Raw genomic sequence first — 22487 nt, forward strand, 5'->3', positions numbered from 1 at the left:
ACCCCCGGACCGTGCGGTGACCGCCCTCTCGTACGGTGTGGCCCATGGCCTTCGACGTCGCTCGTATTCGCGGGCTGTTCCCCGCGCTGGGTGACGGCTGGGTGCACCTCGACTCGCCCGCGGGCATGCAGGTACCCGAGCAGGTGGCGACCGCGGTGTCGACCGCGCTGCGGGCTCCGGTGTCCGGTCCGGGCGGTGTCTTCCCCGCCTCGCAGCGCGCCGAGGCCATCGTCGACGCGGGCCGCCGGGCGGTGGCCGACCTGGTCGGCTGCGACCCGGCGGGGGTGGTGCTCGGGCCGAACACCGCGGTGCTGCTGGCCCGGCTCGCCGAGGCGCTCGGCGACGGCTGGCTCATCGGCGACGAGATCGTGCTGTCCCGGTTGGACCACCAGGCCAACACCGCGCCCTGGCTGCGGGTGGCGCAGCGCGCGGGCGCGACGGTGCGCTGGGCCGAGATCGACATCGAGACCTGCGAGCTGCCCGCCTGGCAGTACGAGAACCTGGTGTCGCACCGGACGAAGGTCGTCGCCGTCACCGCCGCGTCGGGGGCGGTCGGCACCCGGCCGGACCTGAACAAGATCGCCGAGGCGGCCAAGGGCGCGGGCGCGGTCGTCGTGGTCGACGCCTCCTCCTCCGCGCCGTTCGTGCCGCTGGACATGACCGCGACGGGCGCGGACGTGGTGGCGGTGTCCGCGGGCGCGTGGGGCGGTCCCGCCGTCGCCGCGCTGGCCTTCGCCGACCCGGCCATGCTGGAGCGCCTGCCCGCGACCTCGCTGGAGCCGCGCGCGAACGGCCCCGAGCGCCTCGAACTCGGCCCGCACGCCTACCCGCTGCTCGCGGGCCTGGTCGCCTCGGTCGACTACCTGGCCCTGCTCGACGACGCCGCGACCGGCACCCGCCGCGAGCGCCTGGTCACCTCGCTCAGCTCGGCGAAGTCCTACCAGGCGGGCCTGCTGTCCCGGCTGATCGGCGACCTGCGGGTGCAGCGCCACGTGATGGTCATCGGCGACGCCATGCGCCGCATCCCCGCCCTGGCCTTCACGGTCGCGGACATGAAGGCGCAGGACGCGGTGGTGCGCCTGGCCGAGCGCGGCATCTGCGCGTTCGCCGACGACAGCCCCAGCGGCGTGTTCGCCACCCTCGGTGTCGGCGAGGTGGGCGGTGCGGTGCGCGTCGGGCTCGCCCACTACACCAACGGCGTCGAGGTCGACCAGCTCGTGGAAGCCGTGTCGGACCTCAGGTCCTGAGGTCCTGCCCCCGGCTCAGGCGGGCACCGCGAGCACGAGCTTGCCGAAGACGCCGCCTCCGTCGAGCAGTCGGTGCGCGTCGGCCGCGCGGTCCAGCGGCAGCACCTCGTGCGTCACCGGGCGCACCCGGCCGTCGGCGACCATCGGCCACACGTACTCCGCCACCTCGGCGGCGATCGCGGTCTTCTCCACCACGGGGCGGTGCCGCAGCCCGGTCGCGGTCACGGTGGCGTTCTTGCGCAGCAGCGCGCCCAGGTCCAGCTCGGCCGTGGCCCCGCCCTGCATGCCGATGACCACCAGGCGCCCGTACCGCTTGAGCGCCGAGACATTGCGCGACAGGTACTTCGCGCCCATGTTGTCCAGGATGACGTCCGCGGCCACCTCGTCCTCGAACGCGGTTTCGCGGTAGTTCAGCGTGATGTCGGCGCCCAGTTCGGCGCACCGGCTCAGCCGTTCGGCCGAACCGGCGGTCACCGCGACGGTCGCGCCGAGCGCCTTGGCCACCTGGATGGCGTGCGTGCCGATACCGCCCGCGCCACCGTGGACCAGCAGGGTCTCACCGTCGGTGAGTCCCGCCGTCTGCACCACGTTCGACCACACCGTGCACGCCACCTCGGGCAGTCCGGCGGCGATCACCAGGTCCACTCCGGACGGAACCGGGAGCAGTTGTCCCACCGGCACAACGACTTTCTCCGCGTACCCGCCGCCCGCGAGCAGCGCGCACACCCGGTCGCCGGCCGACCAGCCGGTGACCCCGTCGCCCAGTTCCTCGACCGTGCCGGAGCACTCCAGCCCCAGGATGTCGCTGGCTCCCGCGGGCGGTGGGTAGAAGCCCTTGCGCTGCAACAGGTCGGCCCGGTTGACCGCGGTCGCCGCGACCCGCAGCAGCACCTCGCCCGGACCGGGGACCGGATCGGGGGCCTCGGCCCACCGCAACACCTCGGGACCGCCGGGTTCGCTGATCGTGATGGCGCGCATGGGCCAAAGGTAACGCTGCCCGGAGATCCCCACCGGGCAGGAGGTGCTGCCCGATGGGGGTGACCGGCGGTCACGGAATGCGTTTCGGATCGGGGGAATGGGCGGGCAGGCACGGTCGGATGGTCACAGTCCGAAATGAACTCTTGACCAGCGCCGAATTGCGAGCAAGAGTCACGCACGCCGGATATGCCGGTCGGGGGTTCGGCGCACCGGCACTTTTCACCCCCACGAAGGGAAGTTGCCCATGTCGTCCCCCAGGACACCGGTTCGCGCGGGCGCCATCGCGCTCGCCGCCTGTGCCGGTCTCGCGTTCGCCGCGGTACCGGCCACCGCCCAGGTCCAGTTGCCCGACGGGCCCGCGCTGGCCAAGAACCTGACCAAGAAGGTCACCGCGAGCGGGATCAACCGGCACCTGATCGCCTTGCAGCGCATCGCCGACAAGAACGGCGGCAACCGCGCGGTCGGCACCAAGGGCTACGACCAGAGCGTCGACTACGTCGCGGGCCTGCTGCGGGACGCCGGGTACGAGGTGAGCACCCCTGAGTTCACCTACCCCGTGCAGATCACCGACGCGGCCTTCGCCAACGCGGGTGGCACCAAGGTCGACGCGTTCCCCCTCGAGGAGTCCCCGCAGACCCCGGTCGGCGGCATCACCGGTCCGCTGGTGACCATCCCGCAGGACGCCACCCCCGGCTGCGAGGCCAGTGACTTCGCGGGCCTGCCCACCAAGGGCGCGGTCGTGCTGATCCGCCGCGGTGCCTGCACCTTCAACCAGAAGCAGGCCAACGCCGCCGCCGCGGGCGCGGTCGCGGTGCTGGTCGCCAACAACGTCGACGGCCCGCTCCAGGGCGTCACCCTCGGCGAGGGCGGCGTGCTGCCGACCGGCGGCGTCAGCAAGGCCGACGGCGACACCCTGTTCGGCAAGAACGGCGCGTCCACCACCGTGGACATGCGGTTCCACGTGGTCGAGAAGCCCGCGCGCAACATCATCGCCGAGACCAAGACCGGTCGGAAGAACAACGTGGTCATGGTCGGCTCGCACCTCGACAGCGTCGAGGCGGGCCCGGGCATCAACGACAACGGCTCGGGCAGCGCCGCGCTGCTGGAGACCGCGCTGCAGCTCGGCGCGTCGCCCAAGGTCAGCAACTCCGTGCGCTTCGCCTGGTGGGGTGCCGAGGAGCTGGGCCTGGTCGGCTCGACCAAGTACGTGCAGTCGCTGACCTTCGAGCAGCAGCTCGACATCGCGCTGTACCTGAACTTCGACATGATCGCGTCGCCGAACGCGGCCTACTTCGTCTACGACGGCGACAACTCCGACGGTGTCGGCGCGGGTGAGGGCCCGTACGGCTCGGCGCAGATCGAGTCCGCGCTGGCGGGCTTCCTCAACGCCACCGGCACCCCGACCGAGGGCACGGACTTCGACGGCCGCTCGGACTACGGCGAGTTCATCGCCAACGGCATCCCGGCCGGTGGCATCTTCACCGGCGCGGAGGGCATCAAGACCGCCGCGCAGGCCGACAAGTGGGGTGGTCAGGCGGGTGTCGCTTTCGACAAGTGCTACCACTCCAAGTGCGACAACCTTGGCAACCTCGACCGGGTCGCGCTCGACCGCAACGCCGACGCGCTGGCCTGGGTGACCGCGTCCTACGCGATCAGCACCGAGGAGATCAACGGCGTGCCGCCGAAGAACGCCGCGGCCAAGGCGGCCAAGGCCGCGGCCCGCAAGGCGGCCAAGACGAACGTGGCGAAGAAGGCCAAGGCCGGTAAGCACACGCACGGTCTTTCCCTCTGAAGTGACCGGCTGACAAATCGTTATCCGCCGCTGTTGCGGCATTCAGCCTAAGGAAAGGCCCCGTGGCGACCACGCCACGGGGCCTTTCCGCACTATCTCGACCGCGACCGTCCAAGTTGGCAAACAACGGCTCTTGACCAGGCCGTCCGAGCAGGTGAGGGTGGCACTCACGCCGCGACACGGTCCGCGTCGGGGAGGTCACGGTTCGCGGTTGTCACCACTGGTCAATGAGGGGACCTGCATGTCGAGAAGTCAGACGTTGCGCGTCGGGGCCGCCATCCTCGCGGCGACCGGCGCACTGGCGTTCACCACCATCCCGTCCTCGGCCGCGCCGACCGCGTCCGCCGAGCTGCCGGACGGCCCCGCCCTGGCGAAGAACCTGACCAAGAAGGTCACCGGCGCGGGCGTCAACCGGCACCTGATCGCCCTGCAGCGCATCGCCGACAAGAACGGCGGCACGCGCGCCGCGGGCACCCCCGGCTTCAACCAGTCCGCGGAGTACGTCGAGGCCAAGCTGGTCGAGGCGGGCTTCGACGTGACCCGGCACGAGTTCCCGTTCACCTTCGTGCAGACCCTCGCGGAGAAGCTGACCGCCGGTGGCCGCGCGGTGCCGATCACGATCATGACCTACAGCCTCTCCACGCCGACCGGTGGCGTCACCGCGCCGCTCGCAGTGATCCCGAGCGCGGGGGACGCGACCCCCGGTTGCGAGGCCGCCGACTACACCGCGGTCACCGGCAAGATCGTGCTGGTGCAGCGCGGCGCCTGCCCGTTCGCGCAGAAGCAGCAGGCCGCCTTCGAGGCCGGTGCGGTCGGCGCGATCATCTACAACAACGTCGACGGACCGCTGGCGGGCACGCTCAGCGACCCGGCCGCGGCCAAGCTGCCCACCGGCGGCATCACCAAGGCCGACGGCGAGGCGCTGGCCGCGTCGTCCAACGGCGCCACGGTGACCCTGGAGCTGCGCGCGCTGCGCGAGGAGCGCAAGACCTACAACGTCATCGCGCAGACCAAGACCGGTCGCAAGAACAACGTCGTCATGGCGGGCGCGCACCTCGACAGCGTGGTGCAGGGCCCCGGCATCAACGACAACGGCTCGGGCAGCGCGGGTCTGCTGGAGACCGCGATCCAGCTCGGCGGCTCGCCGAAGGTGAACAACGCGGTCCGCTTCGCCTGGTGGAGCGCCGAGGAGCTGGGCCTGGTCGGCTCGAAGAACTACGTGCAGTCGCTGAGCTTCGAGCAGCAGCTCGACATCGCGCTGTACCTGAACTTCGACATGATCGCCTCGCCGAACACCGGCTACTTCATCTACGACGGCGACAACTCCGACGGCGTCGGCGCCGGTGAGGGCCCGTACGGCTCGGCGCAGATCGAGGCGGCGTTCGCCAACTTCCTCAACACGACCGGCACCCCGACCGAGGGCACCGACTTCACCGGCCGCTCGGACTACGGCGAGTTCATCGCCAACGGCATCCCGGCCGGTGGCCTGTTCACCGGCGCCGAGGGCGTCAAGACCCAGGCGCAGGCCGACAAGTGGGGTGGCCAGGCCGGTGTCGCCTACGACAAGAACTACCACGCCAAGGGTGACAACCTGGGCAACATCGACCGCGTCGCCCTGGACCGCAACTCCGACGCCATCGCCTGGGTGACCGCGTCCTACGCGATCAGCACCGAGGAGATCAACGGCGTGCCCCCGCGCGACCTGCGCGCCAAGGCCCGCGTCGCGGCCAAGGCCAAGGCCCGCTCGCTCGCCGTCGTCGACACCCACGAGGGTCTGCACGGCGCGGGCTGCTCGCACGACGCCGAGGTCGCCGTCTGAGCGGTGTTCGGCTGAGCCGGAACGAAAGGAAGGGCCCCGCCGACCGGCGGGGCCCTTCTCCTTTGTCGGATCGCCTCAGCCGCCGCAGTTGGCGGCGAGCTTCGGGTCGGCCGGGTAGCGGACCCCGGTGCGGTGGAAGGCGCCGGTCAGGTTGTCCCAGAACCGGCCCGCGGTCAGCGGTTCGCGGTAGGACGCGATCAGCTCGGCGATCTCCGGGCACGCGACCGCCCGCTGGGCCGCCTGGATGTCGGCCGCCGCCACCTCGGGGACCGGACCGGTCGCGGCGAGCTCACCGGTGCCCGCCTCGCCGACCGTCCACGCCATGGTCGGCTGCTTCTCGTGCCCGGGCCGGGTCGCCTTGACCATCTCGGTGTGCGCGGCGAGCGGGTTGACCAGCCCGTACACGTCCTGGATGCGGACGTCGACGTCGATCAGCATGCCCGCGGCGCCGATGCTGGTCGTGGCGTAGGAGGAGTACGGCCGGTCGGAGGGGAACTCGTGCCAGCCGGTCGACGTGCGCAGCACCACCCGCGAGCCGGGCAGCCGCTCGATCAGCGCCACGTTCTCGGACAGCACCGGCGCGGGCAGGCCGCGGTAGTCGTCCGCGGTGATCGGGTAGTCGTGGCCGGTGAAGTCCGCCCAGTAGCCGCGCTCGTCGGCGATGCCGCCGCCGTTGATGTAGCCGTCGCCGTCGTGGGGCACGTGGAACCAGCCGAGCGCGACCACGCCCCACGCCCCGACCCCGGCGACCACCGCGGAGTGCCACTTCGCCACGGGCAGCACCATGACCGGCAGCAGCAGGGTGAACAGCGCGGGCAGCAGCATGCGGCCGTGCATGAAGTCGCCGCCGATGCGGATGACGTACAGGGCCAGCGCCAGCCCGGCCACCAGCGGGAACGCCAGCAGCACGGTCATCGGCCGGGTGCGCGGCAGGCGGCGTACCAGTAGGCGCGCGCCAGCGGCGAGCAGCAGCACCGGTACCCACACCAGGTAGGGCTTGGCGAAGTCGTGCAGGTAGCCCAAGCCGCGGAGCCAGTGCGCCGTACCCGCTTCCTTGGCGATGGCCGTGTTCGGCGTGAGGACGCCGTAGTAGCCCATGCGGAAGACCTGGTACGCCAGCGGAATCGCCGCCGCGGCGCCCACCCAGGCCAGCGCGCGCCGCCAGCCCTGCCAGGCGATGAACAGCACCGCGGCGAACCCGACGGCGCTGAACAGCGCGAGGTCCGGGCGCACCAGCGGTCCGAGACCGAGGACCAGTGCCACCGGCCAGGTCCGCACCGCACGCGGCGGCGCGTCGTCGGCCACCGCCGGGCCGGTGGCCGCGGTGACGCCGCGGCTGACGGCGAGCCGCACCACCACCCACCACGACAACCCGAGCCACAGCGAGATCAGGCCGGTTTCCAGACCGGAGGTGGCGAAGTCGCGGAACGGGGGCAGGACCACGACCAGCACCGCGCCCGCGGGCAGGAACACCGCGCGGCCGTCACCGGGGTGCAGGCGCCGCGCGCCGTCCATGGCGAAGCCGAGACCCGCGACCGCGCAGAGCAGGCCCTCGATGACCGCGACCCACTCGAGCCGGACCCCGGGCAGCAGCCCGCCGAGGGTGACCAGCACGGTCCAGAGGGTGCTCGTGTTCGCCTCGACGCGCTCACCCGCGTTGTAGACCGGGCCGTTGCCCTCGAAGATGTTGCGCACCGTCCGCAGCACGATGAGCCCGTCGTCGCTCATCCACCGGCGCTGCCAGGCAAGGAACAGGAAGACGAGCAGCACGGCCGCGAACACGACCCCCGTCCACACCCGCGGTCGCCGCCACCACTCGGTGGCCGGGCCGGGTGCGGGTGCGGTGGTGACGTCGGTGGCGACGTCGACCATGTGACCCCCCAGACTCAGGCTTTCGGTTACCGGCCGCCTGTTCGGGCAACCGATAGACCGACTCACAGTAGGGGAGCCCGCACGTCGGGGTCCGGGCGCCCCTTGGCCGGTGCGCGCCTTTCCCGGAAGCGGAAAAGCCCCGCACCCGGGTGGGTGCGGGGCGTTTCCGGTACGCGGTAGCGGTGGGATTTGAACCCACGGAGGTTTTACCCTCGCACGTTTTCAAGACGTGTCCCTTAGGCCGCTCGGGCACGCTACCGCCGACGAGCCTAGCCGACCGTGGTCATCGGCGGGCGGGAGATCGGCCGTCCGCGCCGGTGCCCGCCGCCGCGGATCGCGCGGGCGGGCAGCCGGAAAACCGGGTGCCACAACGCGATCGCGTCCCTACCTTGGTCGGATGACGACCGACCAGCCCGTCGTGGTCCGCCGCGACGACGACGATGACGAGATCCTGGGGTACCTGCGCCCCGTGGCCGACCGGTGGCAGCCGACCACCGTCTTCCACGCCGTCCTGGCTGAGCCGTCGGAGCGGGACGCGGCGGAGGACGTGCTCCGCCGTGACGGGATGACCTCGCTGAGTGACCCGTGGTGGCTCGAGGGCACCCCGGGCGACTGGCGGGAGGTGCGCATCCAGGAGGCCCGGCCCGACCGGGTGCGCGTCCGGTGGGCGGACCCGATGGCGGAGCAGCCCGCGCACGGCCACTGGGTCGACCCGCTGGCCACCCCGCTGCACCGCGTCCGGCCCCGCTGACTCAGGCCAGGTCCAGCCGTTCGATGACGCGCTCGAACAGACCCGCCATGACCTGCTGCTCCTCCGGGGTCATCAGGTCGACCAGGTGCTCGCGCACGCCCTGGACGTGGACCGGCGCCGCGGTGCGCAGGACCTCCATGCCCTTCGGGGTCAGCTCGGCGATCACCCCCCGGGCGTCCTCGGCGCAGCCCGCGCGGCGGACCAGGCCCGCCTTCTCCAGGCGGGAGATCTGGTGCGAGAGTCTGCTCTTGGACGACGCCAGCTGGCCCGCCAGCTGGCTCATGCGCATCTGGCCGCCCTCGCGCTCGGAGAGCCGGACCAGCACCTCGTAGTCCGGCAGGGCGAGGTTGTGCTTGTCCTGGAGTTCCCGGTTCAGCTGCTGGCGCAGCAGTTCACTGCCGATGACGTATGCGCGCCAAGCCCGCATCTCGTCCGGTTCAAGCCACCGGGGTTCGGCCCGCACTGATGTCACGCGTCCAGGTTACGGCGTTCACCTCCCGGCCCTGGTCCTAGCCATCTCCAGCGGGCACACTGCTGTCCGCTCGCGCCGGGGCCGACCCGGTCCCCGGCGCACGGACGGAGGAGCAGATGATCCTTACCAAGCGCGTCGCGGCCGTGGTCGCCGCGGTCGGAGTGGCGCTCGGCGGGCTCGCGGGTACGGCCGCGGCGGCCCCCAAGCCGCCCGCCACCACCGACCTGCGGCTGATCGCCTTCAACGACTTCCACGGCAACCTGCAGCCGCCCGCGGGCTCGTCGGGCCGGGTGACCCTGCCCAACGGTTCCACCGTCGACGCGGGCGGTGCCGCCTACCTGGCCACGCACGTCGCGCAGTTGCGCGCCGCCGCGCCCAACTCGCTGGTGCTGGCCTCGGGCGACAACATCGGCGCCTCCCCGCTCACCTCGGCGCTGTTCCACGACGAGCCGACCATCGAGCTGCTGAACAAGCTCGACGTGGCCGCCTCGGTGATCGGCAACCACGAGTTCGACGAGGGCTTCGCCGAGCTGCTGCGGATCCAGTTCGGCGGCTGCCACCCGACCGACGGCTGCCAGTTCCACACGCCCTTCCGCGGCGCGAAGTTCCCCTTCCTCGGCGCGAACATCACCCGCGACAACGGCTGGCCCGCGGTGCTGCCGCTGACCGTGCGGTTCGTCGACGGCATCCCGGTCGGCATCATCGGCGCCACGCTCAAGGACCTGCCTTCGGTGGTCACCCCCGAGGCGATCAAGGGCTTCAAGTTCACCGACGAGGTCCGCGCCATCAACCAGGCGTCGCGGCTGCTGGACCTGGCGGGCGTGCAGACCCAGGTCGTGCTGCTGCACCAGGGCGACAGCACCGAGGGTGGCGGCCCGGACGACTGCCGCACCGCCGCGGGCCCCGCGCGCGACATCGCCACCGCCGCCTCGCCGTCGGTGGACGCGGTGTTCACCGGCCACAGCCACCAGCAGTACAACTGCGTGGTCACCGACCCGGCGGGCAACCCCCGCCCGCTGATCCAGGGCGCCTCCTTCGGCAGGCTGCTCTCGGTCGTCGACCTCAAGATCGACAAGCGCACCCGCGACGTGGTCCGGTCCGCGACCGTGGCGCACAACGAGGTCGTCACCCGCACCGTCACCCCGGACCCGGCGGTGCAGGCGCTGGTGGACGAGGCGGTCGCCAAGTCCGGTCCGATCGCCAACCGGCGCATCGGCAGCATCACCGCCGACCTGGTCCGCGCGGCGGCGCCGTCGGGGGAGAGCCCGCTCGGTGACGTCATCGCCGACGCGCAGCTCGCCGCGACGCAGGGCAACCAGGCGCAGATCGCGATGACCAACCCGGGCGGCATCCGCACCGACCTCAGCTACGCGTCCTCGCCCGCGGGCGAGGGCAACGGCGTGGTCACCTACGGCGAGGCGTTCGCCGTGCAGCCGTTCAGCAACGTCATGCAGACCATCACGCTCTCGGGCAGCCAGCTCAAGACGGTGCTGGAGCAGCAGTGGCAGCCGCAGCCCAACGGCACCACGCTCATCCGCTTCCTCCAGGTCTCGTCGACGCTGCACTACTCGTGGTCGCAGTCCGCGCCGCAGGGCAACCGGGTCCGCGACATCACCGTCGCGGGTGTGCCGGTCGACCCGAACGGCAAGTACCGGGTATCGGTGAACAACTTCCTCGCCGCCGGTGGCGACGGGTTCGCCGAGCTGGCCAAGGGCAGTGACCTCGCCGGTGGGCCCGTCGACCTCGACGCGCTGACCGCGTACCTGGCGACCAAGCCGGACCTGGCCCCGCCGCCCGCCGACCGCGTCACCGTGGTGCCGTAACCCCCACCTGAGCACCGGGGTACTCGGGCGGCTGCCGGCTCATCGGCAGCCGCCCGCACGCTTTCCGCGGGCCCCACCCTCCGGTTGACACAGTCCTGATCGGACAGCACCCGCGCCGGATTCACCGGTTCGGGGAGCCGTTCGGGGTTGTCCGAACGCCGGTCGCGGCGCACGATGGAGGGGACGACCGGCCCGGGACGACGCGATACGCCGAGGAACGCCGAACCAGAAATGGTCACCGTGCCCGTCGGGAAGGGGTTAGGTGGTGCCGTGGCGAAGCAGAGACCATCCGTGGTCGTCTACCGCCTGCCGCGACCCCGCGGCTGAGCCGATACCGCGGACCAGCCGTGGACGAGGGCGGCAGCTCGACGGGTTCTTCGAGTGCGCGACGCGCGACACGCGTCGGGTCAAGCACATCGACGATGTTGAACCCCGCATCGAGTGCGTCTCCTGATCCACTCGGCCGGGCTCCACGCCAACCGCCGAAACGGTAGGCCACCACGACGTGACGGACCCTGGGTGCGGCAGCCGACGAAGGCGCCGCACCCAGGCCGCGTCACGGCAACGCCGCCCCCGGGCCGCGTCACGGCAACGCCGCCCCCGGGCCGCGTCACGGCAACGCCGCCCCCGGGCCGCGTCACGGCAACGCCGCCCCCGGGCCGCGTCACGGCAACGCCGCCCCCATGCCGCGTTCGCGGCACCGCGCCCGGCCCGCGTTACGCGCGGCGCCGCCGGGCGCACTATCGTCTCCGGGGACAGCAGTCACCGGCCCCGGACGCGGAGAGTTGCCGTGGAGTTCGACGACGACGTTGCGCTGGACACCTCCCAGGTGCAGGACGCCCGTGGCGTCGGCGGCCGGGTCGCCCTCGGTGGCGGCGGGCTGGGCATCATCGGGCTCATCGTGTACTTCGTGCTCAACCAGCTCGGCGGGTTGCCCGCGAGCGTGCCGCTGGGCATCGACGGCGTCGGCAGCGGTCAAACGCTCAACAGCGGCGACCTGGCCAAGGAGTGCCGCACCGGCAAGGACGCCAACACCAAGGACGACTGCGCGCTGGTCGCCATCATCAACTCGATCCAGGGCTACTGGTCCGACGAGTTCGCCCGTTCCGGCCGCACCTACCGGCAGGCGACCACCACGTTCTTCAGCGGCTCGGTCAACACCGGCTGCGGCGGCGCCACCGCGGACGTCGGCCCGTTCTACTGCCCGGCCGACGGCCGCGTGTACATCGACCTGACCTTCTACAAGGAATTGCGCACCAAGTTCGGCGCCCAGGGCGGCACCTTCGCCGAGGCGTACGTGCTCGCCCACGAATACGGCCACCACGTGCAGAACCTGCTCGGCACCTCCGACAAGGTCCGCCCGGGAACCGGCCCGACCTCCGACGGCGTGCGCCTGGAACTGCAGGCCGACTGCTACGCGGGGGTGTGGGCCAACAACGCGGTGAACACGCCCGCGTCCAACGGCAGGCCACTGATCAAATCCATCACGCAGCAGGATGTCGACCAGGCCCTCGACGTGGCCGCCCGCATCGGCGACGACTTCATCCAGAAGAACCTCGGCAGCGGCCAGGTCGACGAGTCGCAGTTCTCCCACGGCTCCTCCGCGCAGCGCGAGAAGTGGTTCCTGGCGGGGATCAACGGCGGCAACCCCACCACCTGCGACACCTTCGGCACCCGGAACCTGGGCTGACGGGTACCCCTCAGCTCGCTGGTCGTGTCGCGCGGGCGCCGGATGAGCTGGTTCTGTTGAGCGGTAAGTGAAGCGGGGCGGTGCCTGGTCGGCACCGCCCCGCTTTCGCCTGTGGAAGCGGCGTTGTCAGGACATCATCAGGAACACCGACAGCGTCGAGAGCGAGCCGAGCACGAAGCCGGTCACCGCGAGCCTGCCGAACAGCTCCGCGCGGCCGATCAGCCACAGCACGCCGAGGCAGGAGACGAGCACGCCGAAGGCGATCAGTCCCAGGTTGTCCATGTCTTCCCCCTTGCCTGCCCCGGTCACCCCGTCCGGAGCGCTGATTCCCGGATATCCGTGATGAACATGTGGCCCGGCGCGTGCGTGATGGCGAACGGGACGCCGCTCGCCGCCAGCGCGGCCTGGGGTGTCACGCCGCAGGCCCAGAACACCGGGACCTCGCCGTCCCGGACCGTCACCGGGTCGCCGTAGTCGGGTTTTTCCAGTACCACGCCGAGGGATTCCGGCGATCCGATGTGGACCGGGGCGCCGTGCACCTGCGGTACCCGGGCGGTCGCGGTCACCGCGGCGGCGACCAGGTCGGCGCGGACCGGCCGCATGGTGACCACCAGCGGTCCGCTGAACGCGCCCGCGGGCGCGCACGGCCGGTTGGTCCGGTACATCGGCACCGTGACCCCCTCCTCCACGTGCCGCAGACCGATCCCCGCCTCGACGAGCGCGGCCTCGAAGGAGAAGCTGCACCCGATGAGGAAGGTCACCAGGTCGGGGCGCCAGTGCGCGCGGACGTCGGTCGGCTCGTCGACCAGCTCTCCGCCGCGCCACACGCGGTAGCGGGGCAGGTCGGTGCGCAGGTCGGCGTCGGCGGTCCTGGTGTGCCACGCGCCCGCGTCGGTGACCTCGAGCAGGGGGCACGGCTTCGGGTTGCGCTGGGCGAAGAGCAGCATGTCGTAGGCGTGCTCGCGCGGGAGTGCGACGAGGTTGGCCTGCGCGTAGCCGTCGGCCCAGCCGGAGGTGCTCGCGGCGGTGCCCGCGCGGAACGCGGCACGGGCGGCTCTCGGGTCGTCGAGCATGTTTGGTCCTTTCAGGACAGCTCGCGGTCGCGGGTTTCCGGTAGCCAGAACAGGGAGACGAACGCCAGGGCGTAGGCGAGCGCGCCGAAGGCCATGGCGCCGCCGATGCCGTACTCCACGGCGAGGAAGCCGATGGCGGCGGGGAAGAACGCGCCGACCGCGCGGCCGAAGTTGTAGGTGAAGCCGGGGCCCGCGCCGCGGGCCCGACTCGGGTACAGCTCGGCGAGGTAGGCGCCGAAGCCGCTGAAGATGGCCGACGAGCAGAAGCCGAGCGGGAAGCCCAGGTACAGCACGTAGGCGTCGGCCGAGGCGGGCAGCTGGGTGTAGAGCAGCAGCAGGGCCGCGCTGAGCACGGCGAAGATCCGGAAGGTGTTCTTGCGCCCCAACCGGTCGGCGAAGTGGCCGCCGGTCAGGTAGCCGAGGAAGGCGCCGACGATGAGGAAGGCGAGGTAGCCGCCGGTGCCGATGACGGTGAGGCCGCGCTGCTTGCTCAGGTAGGTGGGCAGCCAGGTGGCCAGCGTGTAGTAACCGCCCTGGCAGCCGGTGGCCAGCAGCGACGCGAAGACGGTGTGCCGCAGCAGGTCCGGCTTGAAGATCGCCTTGAGCGACCCGCGCGCCCGCTCCCGCTGCTCGGTGAACACCGGTGCGTCCTCGATGCCCCGGCGCAGGTAGACCAGCAGGACCGCGGGGAGGGCGCCGGTGAGGAACAGCAACCGCCAGGCCAGGTCCTGGGCGGCGAGGCTGAACACGAGCGCGTAGACCAGCGCCGCCGCGCCCCACCCGACGGCCCACGAGCTCTGCACCACCGCGACCACCCGCCCCCGGTGCTTGGCGGCGGTGTACTCGGCGACCAGGATCGCCCCGGTGGCCCACTCACCACCGAAGCCAAGGCCCTGAAGGGCCCGGAAGGCGAGCAGCGTGTCGTAGTTGGGCGCGAGCCCGCACAGCGCGGTGAACAGCGCGTAGGTGGCGACAGTGATCATCAGCGTGCGGACGCGGCCGATCCGGTCGGCGAGCACGCCCGCGGCCACACCGCCGACCGCGGAGAACACGAGGGTCGTGGTGGAGAGCAGGCCGGTCTGGCCGGTGTCGAGCCCGAAGGTGGCCGCGATGGCGGTCAGTCCGAGGGGCAGCACCCAGAAGTCGTAGGAGTCGAGCCCGTACCCGAGGAACGCGCCGACGAAGGCCCGTCGCCCCTTGCCCGGCAGCTCGCGGAACCACGCGAGACCTCCGGGACTACGCCGCTTGACAGAGTTCGCCATGACTCACCTCACACTAGGGTTGAGTTGTAGTGTGGTTCACATGTAGTGATGTTCAGTGTGGGGATCGTTCAACAATACGACAAGAGCCCAATCGGACGATTAAGCTGTCGATTCGTTGGACAAAAACTGGACACGGAGGCGCCGGTGCGTGCTGGTAGGCTAGGCGAGCGGCTGGCGGGCTTGGTTCAACCCCAGCGCAGCGCTGCGGAACTGGCCGCGGCCTCGCTCCGCGAGGCGATCATGCTCGGCGAACTGCTACCGGGCGAGCGGGTCGCGGAGGAAGACCTCCTGCGCCCCCTCGGCATCTCCCGCAACACCCTCCGCGAGGCCTTCCGCCTCCTGGCCCACGAAAAACTCCTGGAACACCAGTTCAACCGAGGCGTCTTCGTCCGCACCGTGGACGCCAACGACGTGGAGGACCTGTTCCGGGTCCGCAGGCTCATCGAGGTCCCAGCCCTCGCGAACTCGACCACCGAAGACTGGTCGACCATGACCGAAGCCGTCCAAACCGGCCTAACAGCCGCCACCCGCGGCGAGTGGACGGAGGTCGGCACCGCCAACATCCGCTTCCACCAAGCCATAGTGGCCGCCGCAGGCAGCCGAAGGCTCGACGAGCTGATGTGCCAACTGACGGCGGAACTCCGCCTCGCCTTCCACGGCATGGGCGACCCCCGCACCTTCCACGAGAGCTACCTGCACCGCAACAACGAGATCGCCACCCTCACCGCGAACGGCGACCTGGCGCGGGCCACCACCCTCCTGACCACCTACCTGGACGACGCCGAGCGGGAGATGACCACCGCCTTCCGCGCCGCGGGCCGAGGTTGTCCACAGGCTTGATCATCTCCACCCGAAACCGTCGCCCCACCTCGGTAGAATGGTCATCGGGGGCCGGAGGCACACAAAGATCAACGCCACGCCCCCGTTCGCGCGCCACGGCCAACCGACCTGTGGTCGCCTTTTCCCAGCCCCAGCCCCAGCCCCAGCCCCAGCCCCAGCCCCAGCCCCAGCCCCAGCCCCAGCCCCAACCTCAGCGCCAGCCCCAGCCCCGGCGCCAGTCCCAGTGTCAGCCTCAGTCCTAGCGCCAGCCCCAGTCCCAGTGTCAGCCCCAGTCCCAGTGTCAGCCCCAGTCCCAGTGTCAGCCTCAGTCCTAGCGCCAGCCCCAGTCCCAGTGTCAGCCCCAGTCCCAGTGCCAGCCTCAGTCCTAGCGCCAGCCCCAGTCCCAGTGCCAGCGCCGAGCCGCCGCCAGCGAGCCTTGCCTGCGGCGGACCCGCCAAGCCGATGGCGTGACGAGCAGCGGTGTGTCCGGCCCCGACTCCACTCCAGGCACCGAGCCGGGTCCGGCACCCGCTGGCTCCACCCGTGCCCCGGCCGCGAACGAAGTGCCCGCGCGGGCGGCCAAGAGCCTGAACCGGCCTTGCCGGCAGCGGATTTGCCATGCGCACGGCGCGTTCGCCCGGGCCTGCGTCAAGCACCAGGTCGGCTCGCCACTCCAGCCCACACCCCAGCCCGCCGGTTGTGCACAGGCTTGATCATCTTTGCCGGGAACTGTCGGTCCCCGCCGGTAAACTGGATCTCGGGGGCCGGAGGCGCGCCATGATCATCGACGCCACCTCCCGAGCCCGCCCACGAGGTGATCGGCGACTCCTCCGCCACGCGCCACCCACCTGTGCGGGCTAGGGTCTGGCCATGTCCACGCCGATGATCGGATGTCCGCGGTGACCTTCTGGGAAGGCGTGGCCGTGCTCTTCGCCGGGGTCTTCGCCGGTGGCATCAACACCGTCGTCGGGTCCGGGACCCTCGTGACCTTCCCCGTCCTCCTCGCCGTCGGCTACCCGCCCGTCGTGGCGAACGTGTCCAACTCGCTCGGGCTGGTGCCCGGGTCGGTGTCCGGTGCGATCGGCTACCGCCGCGAGCTCGCGGGCCAGCGCGGCCGTCTGCTCCGCTTCGGCACCGCCTCCGCGCTCGGCGGTGTCGCGGGCGCCGTCCTCCTGCTCGTCCTGCCCCCCGGCGCGTTCGAGGCGATCGTCCCGGTTCTGATCGTCCTCGCCCTGGTCCTGGTCGTCCTGCAACCCCGCATCGCCCGCTGGCTCGCCGCGCGCCAAGGCGAACGCCACCCGCACGGCGGTGTCGGGCTCCTCGTCGCCGTTTTCGCCACCGGTGTCTACGGCGGCTACTTCGGTGCCGCGCAAGGCATCCTGCTGCTCGCCTTTATGGGCATCCTGATGGACGAGTCCATGCAGCGGCTCAACGCCGCGAAGAACGTCCTCGCGGCGTTGGTCAACCTCGTCTCCGGCGTCATCTTCATCTTCGTCGCCGACGTGGCCTGGCCCGCCGTGGCCCTGCTCGCCGCCGGGTCCGTGGTCGGCGGCGTGGTCGGGGCCAAGGTCGGGCGCAGGCTGTCGCCGGTGGTGCTGCGCGGGGTCATCGTCGTCGTCGGCCTCACGGCCGTCGTCATCCTGCTGACCCGCTAGATCACCGCGGGAACGAGCGGGCCACCGCGAGGAAGGTGTCGTTCTCCTCCGGCGTACCGATCGTCACGCGCGCGCCGTCGCCGACGAACGCGCGGACCACGACCTTGTTCGCCAGGCAGTGCTCGTTGAACTCCGCCGTGCGCTCGCCCAGCGGCAGCCACACGAAGTTGGCCTGGCTCGCAGGCACCTCGTACCCGGCCTCGACCAGCGCCGCGTGCACCCGGCTCCGCTCGGCGACCACGCCGCGGCAGCGCTCCAGCAGCTCGTCCTCGGCGTCCAGCGACGCCAGCGCCGCGACCTGCGCCAGCGCGTTCACACCGAACGGCACGAAAACCTTGCGCACCGCCGCGGTCACCGCTTCCGGCGCCACCAGGTAGCCGACGCGCAGCCCGGCCAGGCCGTACGCCTTGGAGAACGTGCGCAGCACCGCCACGTTGTCCCGCCCGCGCGCCCACTGCTCCTTGGCCACCTCGACGCCGTCCGGCACCTCGGGGTCGGACACGAACTCGCGGTACGCCTCGTCGACGACCACCAGCACGTCCGACGGCACCGCCTCGATGAACCGCTCCAGCTCGGCGCGGGTGAGCGCCGTGCCGGTCGGGTTGTTCGGCGTGCACACGAACGCGATCCGGACCTCGGGGGTCAGCGCGGCGATCATCGCGTCGATGTCGAGCGCGTGCCCCGGGGTCAGCCCGACCTTGACCTGACCGGCCCCCACCACCTGGGTGACCAGCGGGTACGCCTCGAACGAGCGCCACGGGAACAGCACCGCGTCGGCCTCGGTGCAGGTCGCCTGGATGAGCTGCTGGCACAGGGTCACCGAGCCGCAGCCCAGGGAGACCTGCTCCTCGGTCACGCCGAGCTTGCGGGCCAGCCGCGCGGTCAGCTCGCCCGCGCCGCTGTCCGGGTAGCGGTTGATCCGGGAGGCCGCCTCCGCGATGGCGGTCACCACGCTGGGCAGCGGGTCGAGGGAGTCCTCGTTGCTGGCCAGCTTGATGGCCCCGGGGACGCTGCGGCCGGGGACGTAGCCGGGCAGCGATTCCAGGTCGGCGCGGGTACGCACGGTCATCGGGGCTCCTCATCGATCCAAGTCAGCGGCACCCATGATGCTACCCACCGGACACAAGTGTTCGTTCCCCGTGCTCGATCCGCCGAAAATGGCCTTTTTCCTGCGGATGGGTGAGCGTGTGATCACGTTGACTGCTATTAACCCCCGCATGGTTGGGTATGTCATGGCCCAGACACGCACAGAGGATTTCCGGCTCGACGACGGTCGTGCGCTGCGCCTCACCTACGCCGAACCCGACGGCGTCACCCGCGGCGGGCTCGTGGTCCTGCACGAGGCGCGCGGCATCACCGGGACGGTCACCGGCATCGCCGACGGCCTCGCCGCCGAGGGCTGGCTGGTCGTCGTCCCGCACCTGTACCCGGGCGAGTCGGGTTCCGCCGAGGTCGGCCACGACGAAGCCCGCGACAAGGTCAGCGGCCTGTCCGGCGAGTCCGTGCTGGCCGCCACCGACATCGCCTTCGCCTGGCTCGCGGGCCACGGCCTCACCGCCGACCGGATCGGCGTCATCGGTTTCGAACTCGGCGGCGCGGTCGCCCTGGTGGTCGGCGCGAGCCGGGACATCGGCGCCGCCGTCTCGGTCTCCGGCGGCGGCATCCTGGAACCGCTGTCCGACGGCCTGCCCGCGCTGATCGAGGTCGCGGGCGACCTGCGGGTGCCGTGGCTGGGCCTCTACCGCGAGGACGGCGACGACGACATCAGCGCCGAGCAGGTGGAGAAGCTGCGCGAGGCGGCGAGCACCGCCAAGATCGCCACCGACGTGGTCCGCTACCGGTTCGACTCGGGCGCGGCCGAGGCCTGGGCGCGCGCCCTCAACTGGTTCGACGCCCACCTGCGGTGAGGCCGATATCGCTCACCCTGGTCGAGTTCGACCTTGTGTGGGAGTCACTGGGGTTCACCGACCGCCCGTACCCGCTGGAGATCCCCTCGTTCGGGGAGACCACCGACGACCGCGACCGGCTGCGCAAGGAAGTGGTGGACGGTCTCGCCGCGCGCGGCCTGCACGACGGCCGTGACCTGGACCGGCACCTGGAGGACGACCTCACCCTGCTCGCCCGCCACAGCTACAGCGTCGACGGGCTGCTCTCCGTCGGCCGCCACGTGCGGCTGCTCGGCGCGGGTCGGCCCGCCCGCGCGGCGCTGGCCGTGCAGACCGGCGAGCGGATCAAGATCGGGCAGCTGACCGGGGCGGTGGCGATCGTCGGGGAGATCGTCGGGCTGGTCCCCGACGCCGACCCGGGGCCCGGTACCTCGGTCACGCTGCCCAAGTCGGTGTTCAACAACGCGATAGACGCCTACGTCGAGACCGGCTTCGCGGGCCTGGAGACGGCGCTCAACCAGGGCGGGATCAGCGGCCGCGACATGCGCACCATCGCCACGCTGGTGGAGAACTCCCGGCACGGCGGGGGGCAGGTCGCGGCGAACAGCGTCGACCAGGTGGGCCGGAAGAACCGCACGGACGTCGTGAACTGGTTCGACACCACCGCGGGCCGCTACCTGGCCCTGCCGACCCGGCGCGACGGCGTCGACTGGCTGACCCTGGCCCCCGCCGACACCCCCCGGCTCGCGCAGCGGCTGCGGGACCTGGTCGCGTCCGTCCACTGAGCACCGCGGGGTGCCCAGTGGACGGCGCTCCGACCTCAGACCGCGGCGGGCATCTCGGTCAGCTCGTCGGCGACGGTCAGCTCCGGCTCGGTCTTCTCGCGCACCTCGTCCACGCTCACGCCCGGCGCCAGCTCCCGCAGCACCAGGCCGGAGTCGGTGACGTCGATGACCGCGAGGTCGGTGATGATCCGCTGCGCGACCCGCAGACCCGTGTAGGGCAGGCTGCACTCGTTGACGATCTTGTACGAGCCGTCCTTGGCCACGTGCTCCATCAGCACGACCACGTGCTTGGCGCCGTGCACCAGGTCCATGGCACCGCCCATGCCCTTGACCATCTTGCCGGGGATCATCCAGTTGGCGATGTCGCCGACCCTCGAGACCTGCATCGCGCCCAGGATCGCCGCGTCCACCTTGCCGCCGCGGATCATGCCGAAGGACAGCGCGGAGTCGAAGAAGGACGCGCCCCGGCGGATCGTGACGGTCTCCTTGCCCGCGTTGATCAGGTCGGCGTCCTCCTCGCCGTCGAAGGGGTACGCGCCGACGCCGAGGATGCCGTTCTCGGACTGGAGCACGATCTCCACGTCGTCCGGCACGTAGTTGGGCACCAGGGTGGGCAGGCCGATGCCCAGGTTGACGTACGAGCCGTCGGACAGCTCCGCGGCGGCGCGGGCGGCCATCTGCTCACGGGTCAGTGCCATGTCAGGCCTCCTTCGCGGCGGTGCGGACGGTGCGGCGCTCGATGCGCTTCTCGGCGGCCTGCTCGGGGGTCAGCGGGACCACGCGCTGCACGAAGATGCCCGGCAGGTGGATCTCACCCGGGGCCAGCTCGCCCGGCTCGACCAGCTCCTCCACCTCGGCGACGCTGACCTTGCCCGCCATCGCGCACAGCGGGTTGAAGTTCTGCGCGGAGTCGCGGAACACGAGGTTGCCGTGCCGGTCGCCCTTCCACGCGCGGACCAGCCCGAAGTCCGCCACGATCGCGGTCTCCATGACGTAGTCGAGGCCGCCGAACTGGCGAACCTCCTTGGCCGGGGAGGCGACCGCGACGTTGCCCGCGTCGTCGTAGCGCCACGGCACGCCGCCGTCGGCGACCTGGGTGCCGACACCGGTGCGGGTGTAGAAGGCGGGGATGCCGGAGCCGCCCGCGCGCAGCCGCTCGGCGAGGGTGCCCTGCGGGGTCAGCTCGACCTCCAGCTCGCCCGCGAGGTACTGGCGGGCGAACTCCTTGTTCTCGCCGACGTACGAGCTGGTCATCCTGGCTATCCGCTTCTCGCGGAGCAGCAGGCCCAGCCCCCAGTCGTCGACGCCGCAGTTGTTGGACGTCACCTCCAGCCCGGTCACGCCCTTGGCCAGCAGCGCCTGGATGAGGACGCTCGGGATGCCGCAGAGCCCGAACCCGCCTACGGCCAGGCTCGCGCCATCGGGGATGTCGGCTACCGCGTCAGCAGCGCTGGGGACGACTTTGTCCATGTGTGCCCCTCCTTCTGGGTGTGGCAAGGGCGACTCTAGCGGGGCGGACCGGGTGATCGTTGTGTTCGAAATCGCCACAAACCGGCCGCCCGACATGGTCGCGGCCACCCCGTCGCCCCGGCCCCACCCGCCGGCCCGCGCCGACCAGGCCCACGCCCTCGGCCGCCGACCGCCATGGGGCCACCCACCAGCGTTTTTACCCGTCTTGCGCAGTTAGGAGGGGGGTGTTTTGCTCCCCGCACCCACCCCTGTGTAGTCTTACCTCCCGAGCGGCCAGGGGCCCCGGGAGGCTTCGCCTAGTCTGGTCTATGGCGCCGCACTGCTAATGCGGTTGGGTGTAAAAGCCCTCCCGGGTTCAAATCCCGGAGCCTCCGCTGTACACCCGGTTCGCCGGGTGGACAACTGAACAAGCGCCCGTAGCTCAATGGATAGAGCATCTGACTACGGATCAGAAGGTTAGGGGTTCGAATCCCTTCGGGCGCGCCACTGAAACCGCCGCCGGGTACCCACCCGGCGGCGGTTTCGGCATTCCGGGGCGGCGCGGTTGTCGGGTGCCCGTGCGAGGCTTCGGGTGTGGTTGTCGACTTTGAGTCCGCGTTGTGGTTGTGGGAGGCGCGGGAGGAGAGCTGGACCTTCGTGACGGTGCCGGAGGACGCGTCGGAGGAGATCCGGGAGGTGTCCGCCGAGCCGCGGCGGGGGTTCGGGTCGGTGCGGGTTCGGGTGCGGGTGGGGGCCACCGCGTGGCGGACGTCGATCTTCCCGGACAAGGGGAGCGGGTGCTACGTGCTGCCGGTGAAGAAGGCGGTGCGGGTGGCGGAGGAGTTGGCGGTCGGTGACGTGGTCGCGGTGAGCTTGGAGCTCGTCGACTTCTGAGGTGTGGCTGCTGGACGTGCGGTGGGCTGCTGGGCGTCAGGCGGGCCTGGGTGGGCTGGGCGCGTTGGGTTTGTCCTGCTGTTCGCGGAAAAGAGGGGCGGCCTCGCTTGGGCGAACTTGCTTTGCGTGGGCCCCCACCCAGCCAAGGTTTGTCCCCTCCTACCCACTCCAACGCAACGCGCTCCCGGCAGTGGGGACTCGGTAGTGCCTAAGGAAAGGG

The 22487-nt window shown here is 71.3% G+C and carries 20 protein-coding genes and 3 tRNA genes; 13 read left to right on the plus strand and 10 right to left on the minus strand.

Annotated features, from left to right (window positions below):
- The first annotated feature begins 44 nt into the window (after positions 1-44).
- Positions 45-1247 (plus strand): cysteine desulfurase-like protein, encoded by a 1203-nt coding sequence (locus tag V5P93_RS00890; protein ID WP_104480896.1) that lies wholly within the window; start codon positions 45-47, stop codon positions 1245-1247.
- A gap of 15 nt (positions 1248-1262) precedes the next feature.
- On the opposite strand, the gene V5P93_RS00895 is transcribed toward V5P93_RS00890, so the two are convergent.
- Complete coding sequence (locus tag V5P93_RS00895; RefSeq protein ID WP_104480895.1) at positions 1263-2225, minus strand: NAD(P)H-quinone oxidoreductase; 963 nt, start codon at positions 2223-2225, stop codon at positions 1263-1265.
- A 244-nt stretch (positions 2226-2469) separates the two neighbouring features.
- Between V5P93_RS00895 and V5P93_RS00900 the strand changes: the two genes are divergently transcribed.
- A complete protein-coding gene (locus V5P93_RS00900; RefSeq protein ID WP_104480894.1) occupies positions 2470-4017 on the plus strand; it encodes a M28 family metallopeptidase in 1548 nt (515 codons plus the stop codon).
- Positions 4018-4258: 241 nt separating this feature from the next.
- On the plus strand, positions 4259-5836 hold the full coding sequence (locus V5P93_RS00905; protein WP_104480893.1) for a M28 family metallopeptidase: 1578 nt from the start codon (positions 4259-4261) through the stop codon (positions 5834-5836).
- Between the two features lie 75 nt (positions 5837-5911).
- Here the strand turns inward: V5P93_RS00905 and V5P93_RS00910 are convergent, their stop codons facing one another.
- Positions 5912-7708: a hypothetical protein gene (locus V5P93_RS00910; protein ID WP_245931465.1), complete on the minus strand. Its 1797-nt coding sequence runs from the start codon at positions 7706-7708 to the stop codon at positions 5912-5914.
- A 174-nt stretch (positions 7709-7882) separates the two neighbouring features.
- A tRNA-Ser gene (locus V5P93_RS00915) sits at positions 7883-7967 on the minus strand.
- Positions 7968-8105: 138 nt separating this feature from the next.
- Between V5P93_RS00915 and V5P93_RS00920 the strand changes: the two genes are divergently transcribed.
- Positions 8106-8459 (plus strand): hypothetical protein, encoded by a 354-nt coding sequence (locus tag V5P93_RS00920; protein WP_104480892.1) that lies wholly within the window; start codon positions 8106-8108, stop codon positions 8457-8459.
- Between the two features lies 1 nt (position 8460).
- Here V5P93_RS00920 and V5P93_RS00925 read toward each other — a convergent pair whose 3' ends face one another.
- On the minus strand, positions 8461-8931 hold the full coding sequence (locus tag V5P93_RS00925; RefSeq protein WP_104480891.1) for a MarR family winged helix-turn-helix transcriptional regulator: 471 nt from the start codon (positions 8929-8931) through the stop codon (positions 8461-8463).
- Between the two features lie 116 nt (positions 8932-9047).
- Between V5P93_RS00925 and V5P93_RS00930 the strand changes: the two genes are divergently transcribed.
- Positions 9048-10754, plus strand: coding sequence for a bifunctional UDP-sugar hydrolase/5'-nucleotidase (locus tag V5P93_RS00930; RefSeq protein WP_104480890.1), 1707 nt, complete (start codon positions 9048-9050; stop codon positions 10752-10754).
- A 790-nt stretch (positions 10755-11544) separates the two neighbouring features.
- Complete coding sequence (locus V5P93_RS00935) at positions 11545-12444, plus strand: neutral zinc metallopeptidase (RefSeq protein WP_104480889.1); 900 nt, start codon at positions 11545-11547, stop codon at positions 12442-12444.
- Positions 12445-12570: 126 nt separating this feature from the next.
- Here V5P93_RS00935 and V5P93_RS00940 read toward each other — a convergent pair whose 3' ends face one another.
- Genes V5P93_RS00940 through V5P93_RS00950 form a run of 3 tightly spaced genes read right to left on the minus strand, consistent with a single transcriptional unit; the run spans position 12571 to position 14779 of the window.
- Positions 12571-12726, minus strand: a complete 156-nt coding sequence (locus V5P93_RS00940) for a hypothetical protein (RefSeq protein WP_181043652.1) — start codon at positions 12724-12726, stop codon at positions 12571-12573.
- Between the two features lie 23 nt (positions 12727-12749).
- On the minus strand, positions 12750-13517 hold the full coding sequence (locus tag V5P93_RS00945) for a putative hydro-lyase (RefSeq protein ID WP_104480888.1): 768 nt from the start codon (positions 13515-13517) through the stop codon (positions 12750-12752).
- Positions 13518-13528: 11 nt separating this feature from the next.
- Complete coding sequence (locus V5P93_RS00950; protein ID WP_104480887.1) at positions 13529-14779, minus strand: MFS transporter; 1251 nt, start codon at positions 14777-14779, stop codon at positions 13529-13531.
- Positions 14780-14923: 144 nt separating this feature from the next.
- Between V5P93_RS00950 and V5P93_RS00955 the strand changes: the two genes are divergently transcribed.
- Both V5P93_RS00955 and V5P93_RS00960 read left to right on the plus strand, forming a co-directional pair.
- Positions 14924-15619 carry a GntR family transcriptional regulator gene (locus V5P93_RS00955; protein ID WP_245931464.1) on the plus strand — a complete coding sequence of 232 codons (696 nt, stop codon included), beginning with the start codon at positions 14924-14926 and terminating at the stop codon, positions 15617-15619.
- A gap of 869 nt (positions 15620-16488) precedes the next feature.
- Positions 16489-17253 carry a sulfite exporter TauE/SafE family protein gene (locus V5P93_RS00960; RefSeq protein ID WP_104480886.1) on the plus strand — a complete coding sequence of 255 codons (765 nt, stop codon included), beginning with the start codon at positions 16489-16491 and terminating at the stop codon, positions 17251-17253.
- Position 17254: 1 nt separating this feature from the next.
- Here V5P93_RS00960 and hisC read toward each other — a convergent pair whose 3' ends face one another.
- Positions 17255-18322, minus strand: coding sequence for a histidinol-phosphate transaminase (hisC, locus tag V5P93_RS00965; RefSeq protein ID WP_104480885.1), 1068 nt, complete (start codon positions 18320-18322; stop codon positions 17255-17257).
- Between the two features lie 163 nt (positions 18323-18485).
- Between hisC and V5P93_RS00970 the strand changes: the two genes are divergently transcribed.
- Positions 18486-19160, plus strand: a complete 675-nt coding sequence (locus V5P93_RS00970; RefSeq protein ID WP_104480884.1) for a dienelactone hydrolase family protein — start codon at positions 18486-18488, stop codon at positions 19158-19160.
- Positions 19157-19924, plus strand: coding sequence for an ESX secretion-associated protein EspG (locus V5P93_RS00975; RefSeq protein ID WP_181043651.1), 768 nt, complete (start codon positions 19157-19159; stop codon positions 19922-19924). The genes V5P93_RS00970 and V5P93_RS00975 overlap by 4 nt, the downstream gene beginning before the upstream one ends.
- Positions 19925-19959: 35 nt before the next feature.
- On the opposite strand, the gene V5P93_RS00980 is transcribed toward V5P93_RS00975, so the two are convergent.
- The gene (locus V5P93_RS00980) at positions 19960-20622 is read right to left on the minus strand and encodes a CoA transferase subunit B (protein ID WP_104480882.1); all 663 of its coding nucleotides are present in this window, start codon (positions 20620-20622) and stop codon (positions 19960-19962) included.
- A gap of 1 nt (position 20623) precedes the next feature.
- Positions 20624-21394 carry a CoA transferase subunit A gene (locus V5P93_RS00985; protein ID WP_104480881.1) on the minus strand — a complete coding sequence of 257 codons (771 nt, stop codon included), beginning with the start codon at positions 21392-21394 and terminating at the stop codon, positions 20624-20626.
- Positions 21395-21679: 285 nt separating this feature from the next.
- On the opposite strand from V5P93_RS00985, the gene V5P93_RS00990 reads away from it, so the two are divergent.
- The 3 genes from V5P93_RS00990 to V5P93_RS01000 all read left to right on the plus strand — a co-directional run bounded on the left by V5P93_RS00990 (position 21680) and on the right by V5P93_RS01000 (position 22267).
- Positions 21680-21768: transfer RNA gene (locus V5P93_RS00990), tRNA-Ser, on the plus strand.
- Between the two features lie 36 nt (positions 21769-21804).
- Positions 21805-21880: transfer RNA gene (locus V5P93_RS00995), tRNA-Arg, on the plus strand.
- 87 nt (positions 21881-21967) lie between these two features.
- Positions 21968-22267: a DUF1905 domain-containing protein gene (locus V5P93_RS01000; RefSeq protein ID WP_104480880.1), complete on the plus strand. Its 300-nt coding sequence runs from the start codon at positions 21968-21970 to the stop codon at positions 22265-22267.
- Positions 22268-22487 lie beyond the last annotated feature (220 nt).

The organism is Actinokineospora auranticolor, assembly GCF_041897805.1.
Taxonomy (GTDB): Bacteria; Actinomycetota; Actinomycetes; order Mycobacteriales; family Pseudonocardiaceae; genus Actinokineospora; species Actinokineospora auranticolor.

Excerpts from the sequence above, each read along its gene's own strand:
- V5P93_RS00890 (WP_104480896.1), top strand. The coding sequence starts at position 45 with ATGGCCTTCGACGTCGCTCGTATTCGCGGGCTGTTCCCCGCGCTGGGT.
- V5P93_RS00895 (WP_104480895.1), bottom strand. The coding sequence starts at position 2,225 with ATGCGCGCCATCACGATCAGCGAACCCGGCGGTCCCGAGGTGTTGCGG.
- V5P93_RS00900 (WP_104480894.1), top strand. The coding sequence starts at position 2,470 with ATGTCGTCCCCCAGGACACCGGTTCGCGCGGGCGCCATCGCGCTCGCC.
- V5P93_RS00905 (WP_104480893.1), top strand. The coding sequence starts at position 4,259 with ATGTCGAGAAGTCAGACGTTGCGCGTCGGGGCCGCCATCCTCGCGGCG.
- V5P93_RS00910 (WP_245931465.1), bottom strand. The coding sequence starts at position 7,708 with ATGGTCGACGTCGCCACCGACGTCACCACCGCACCCGCACCCGGCCCG.
- V5P93_RS00920 (WP_104480892.1), top strand. The coding sequence starts at position 8,106 with ATGACGACCGACCAGCCCGTCGTGGTCCGCCGCGACGACGACGATGAC.
- V5P93_RS00930 (WP_104480890.1), top strand. The coding sequence starts at position 9,048 with ATGATCCTTACCAAGCGCGTCGCGGCCGTGGTCGCCGCGGTCGGAGTG.
- V5P93_RS00940 (WP_181043652.1), bottom strand. The coding sequence starts at position 12,726 with ATGGACAACCTGGGACTGATCGCCTTCGGCGTGCTCGTCTCCTGCCTC.
- V5P93_RS00945 (WP_104480888.1), bottom strand. The coding sequence starts at position 13,517 with ATGCTCGACGACCCGAGAGCCGCCCGTGCCGCGTTCCGCGCGGGCACC.
- V5P93_RS00950 (WP_104480887.1), bottom strand. The coding sequence starts at position 14,779 with ATGGCGAACTCTGTCAAGCGGCGTAGTCCCGGAGGTCTCGCGTGGTTC.
- V5P93_RS00960 (WP_104480886.1), top strand. The coding sequence starts at position 16,489 with ATGTCCGCGGTGACCTTCTGGGAAGGCGTGGCCGTGCTCTTCGCCGGG.
- hisC (WP_104480885.1), bottom strand. The coding sequence starts at position 18,322 with ATGACCGTGCGTACCCGCGCCGACCTGGAATCGCTGCCCGGCTACGTC.
- V5P93_RS00970 (WP_104480884.1), top strand. The coding sequence starts at position 18,486 with ATGGCCCAGACACGCACAGAGGATTTCCGGCTCGACGACGGTCGTGCG.
- V5P93_RS00980 (WP_104480882.1), bottom strand. The coding sequence starts at position 20,622 with ATGGCACTGACCCGTGAGCAGATGGCCGCCCGCGCCGCCGCGGAGCTG.
- V5P93_RS00985 (WP_104480881.1), bottom strand. The coding sequence starts at position 21,394 with ATGGACAAAGTCGTCCCCAGCGCTGCTGACGCGGTAGCCGACATCCCC.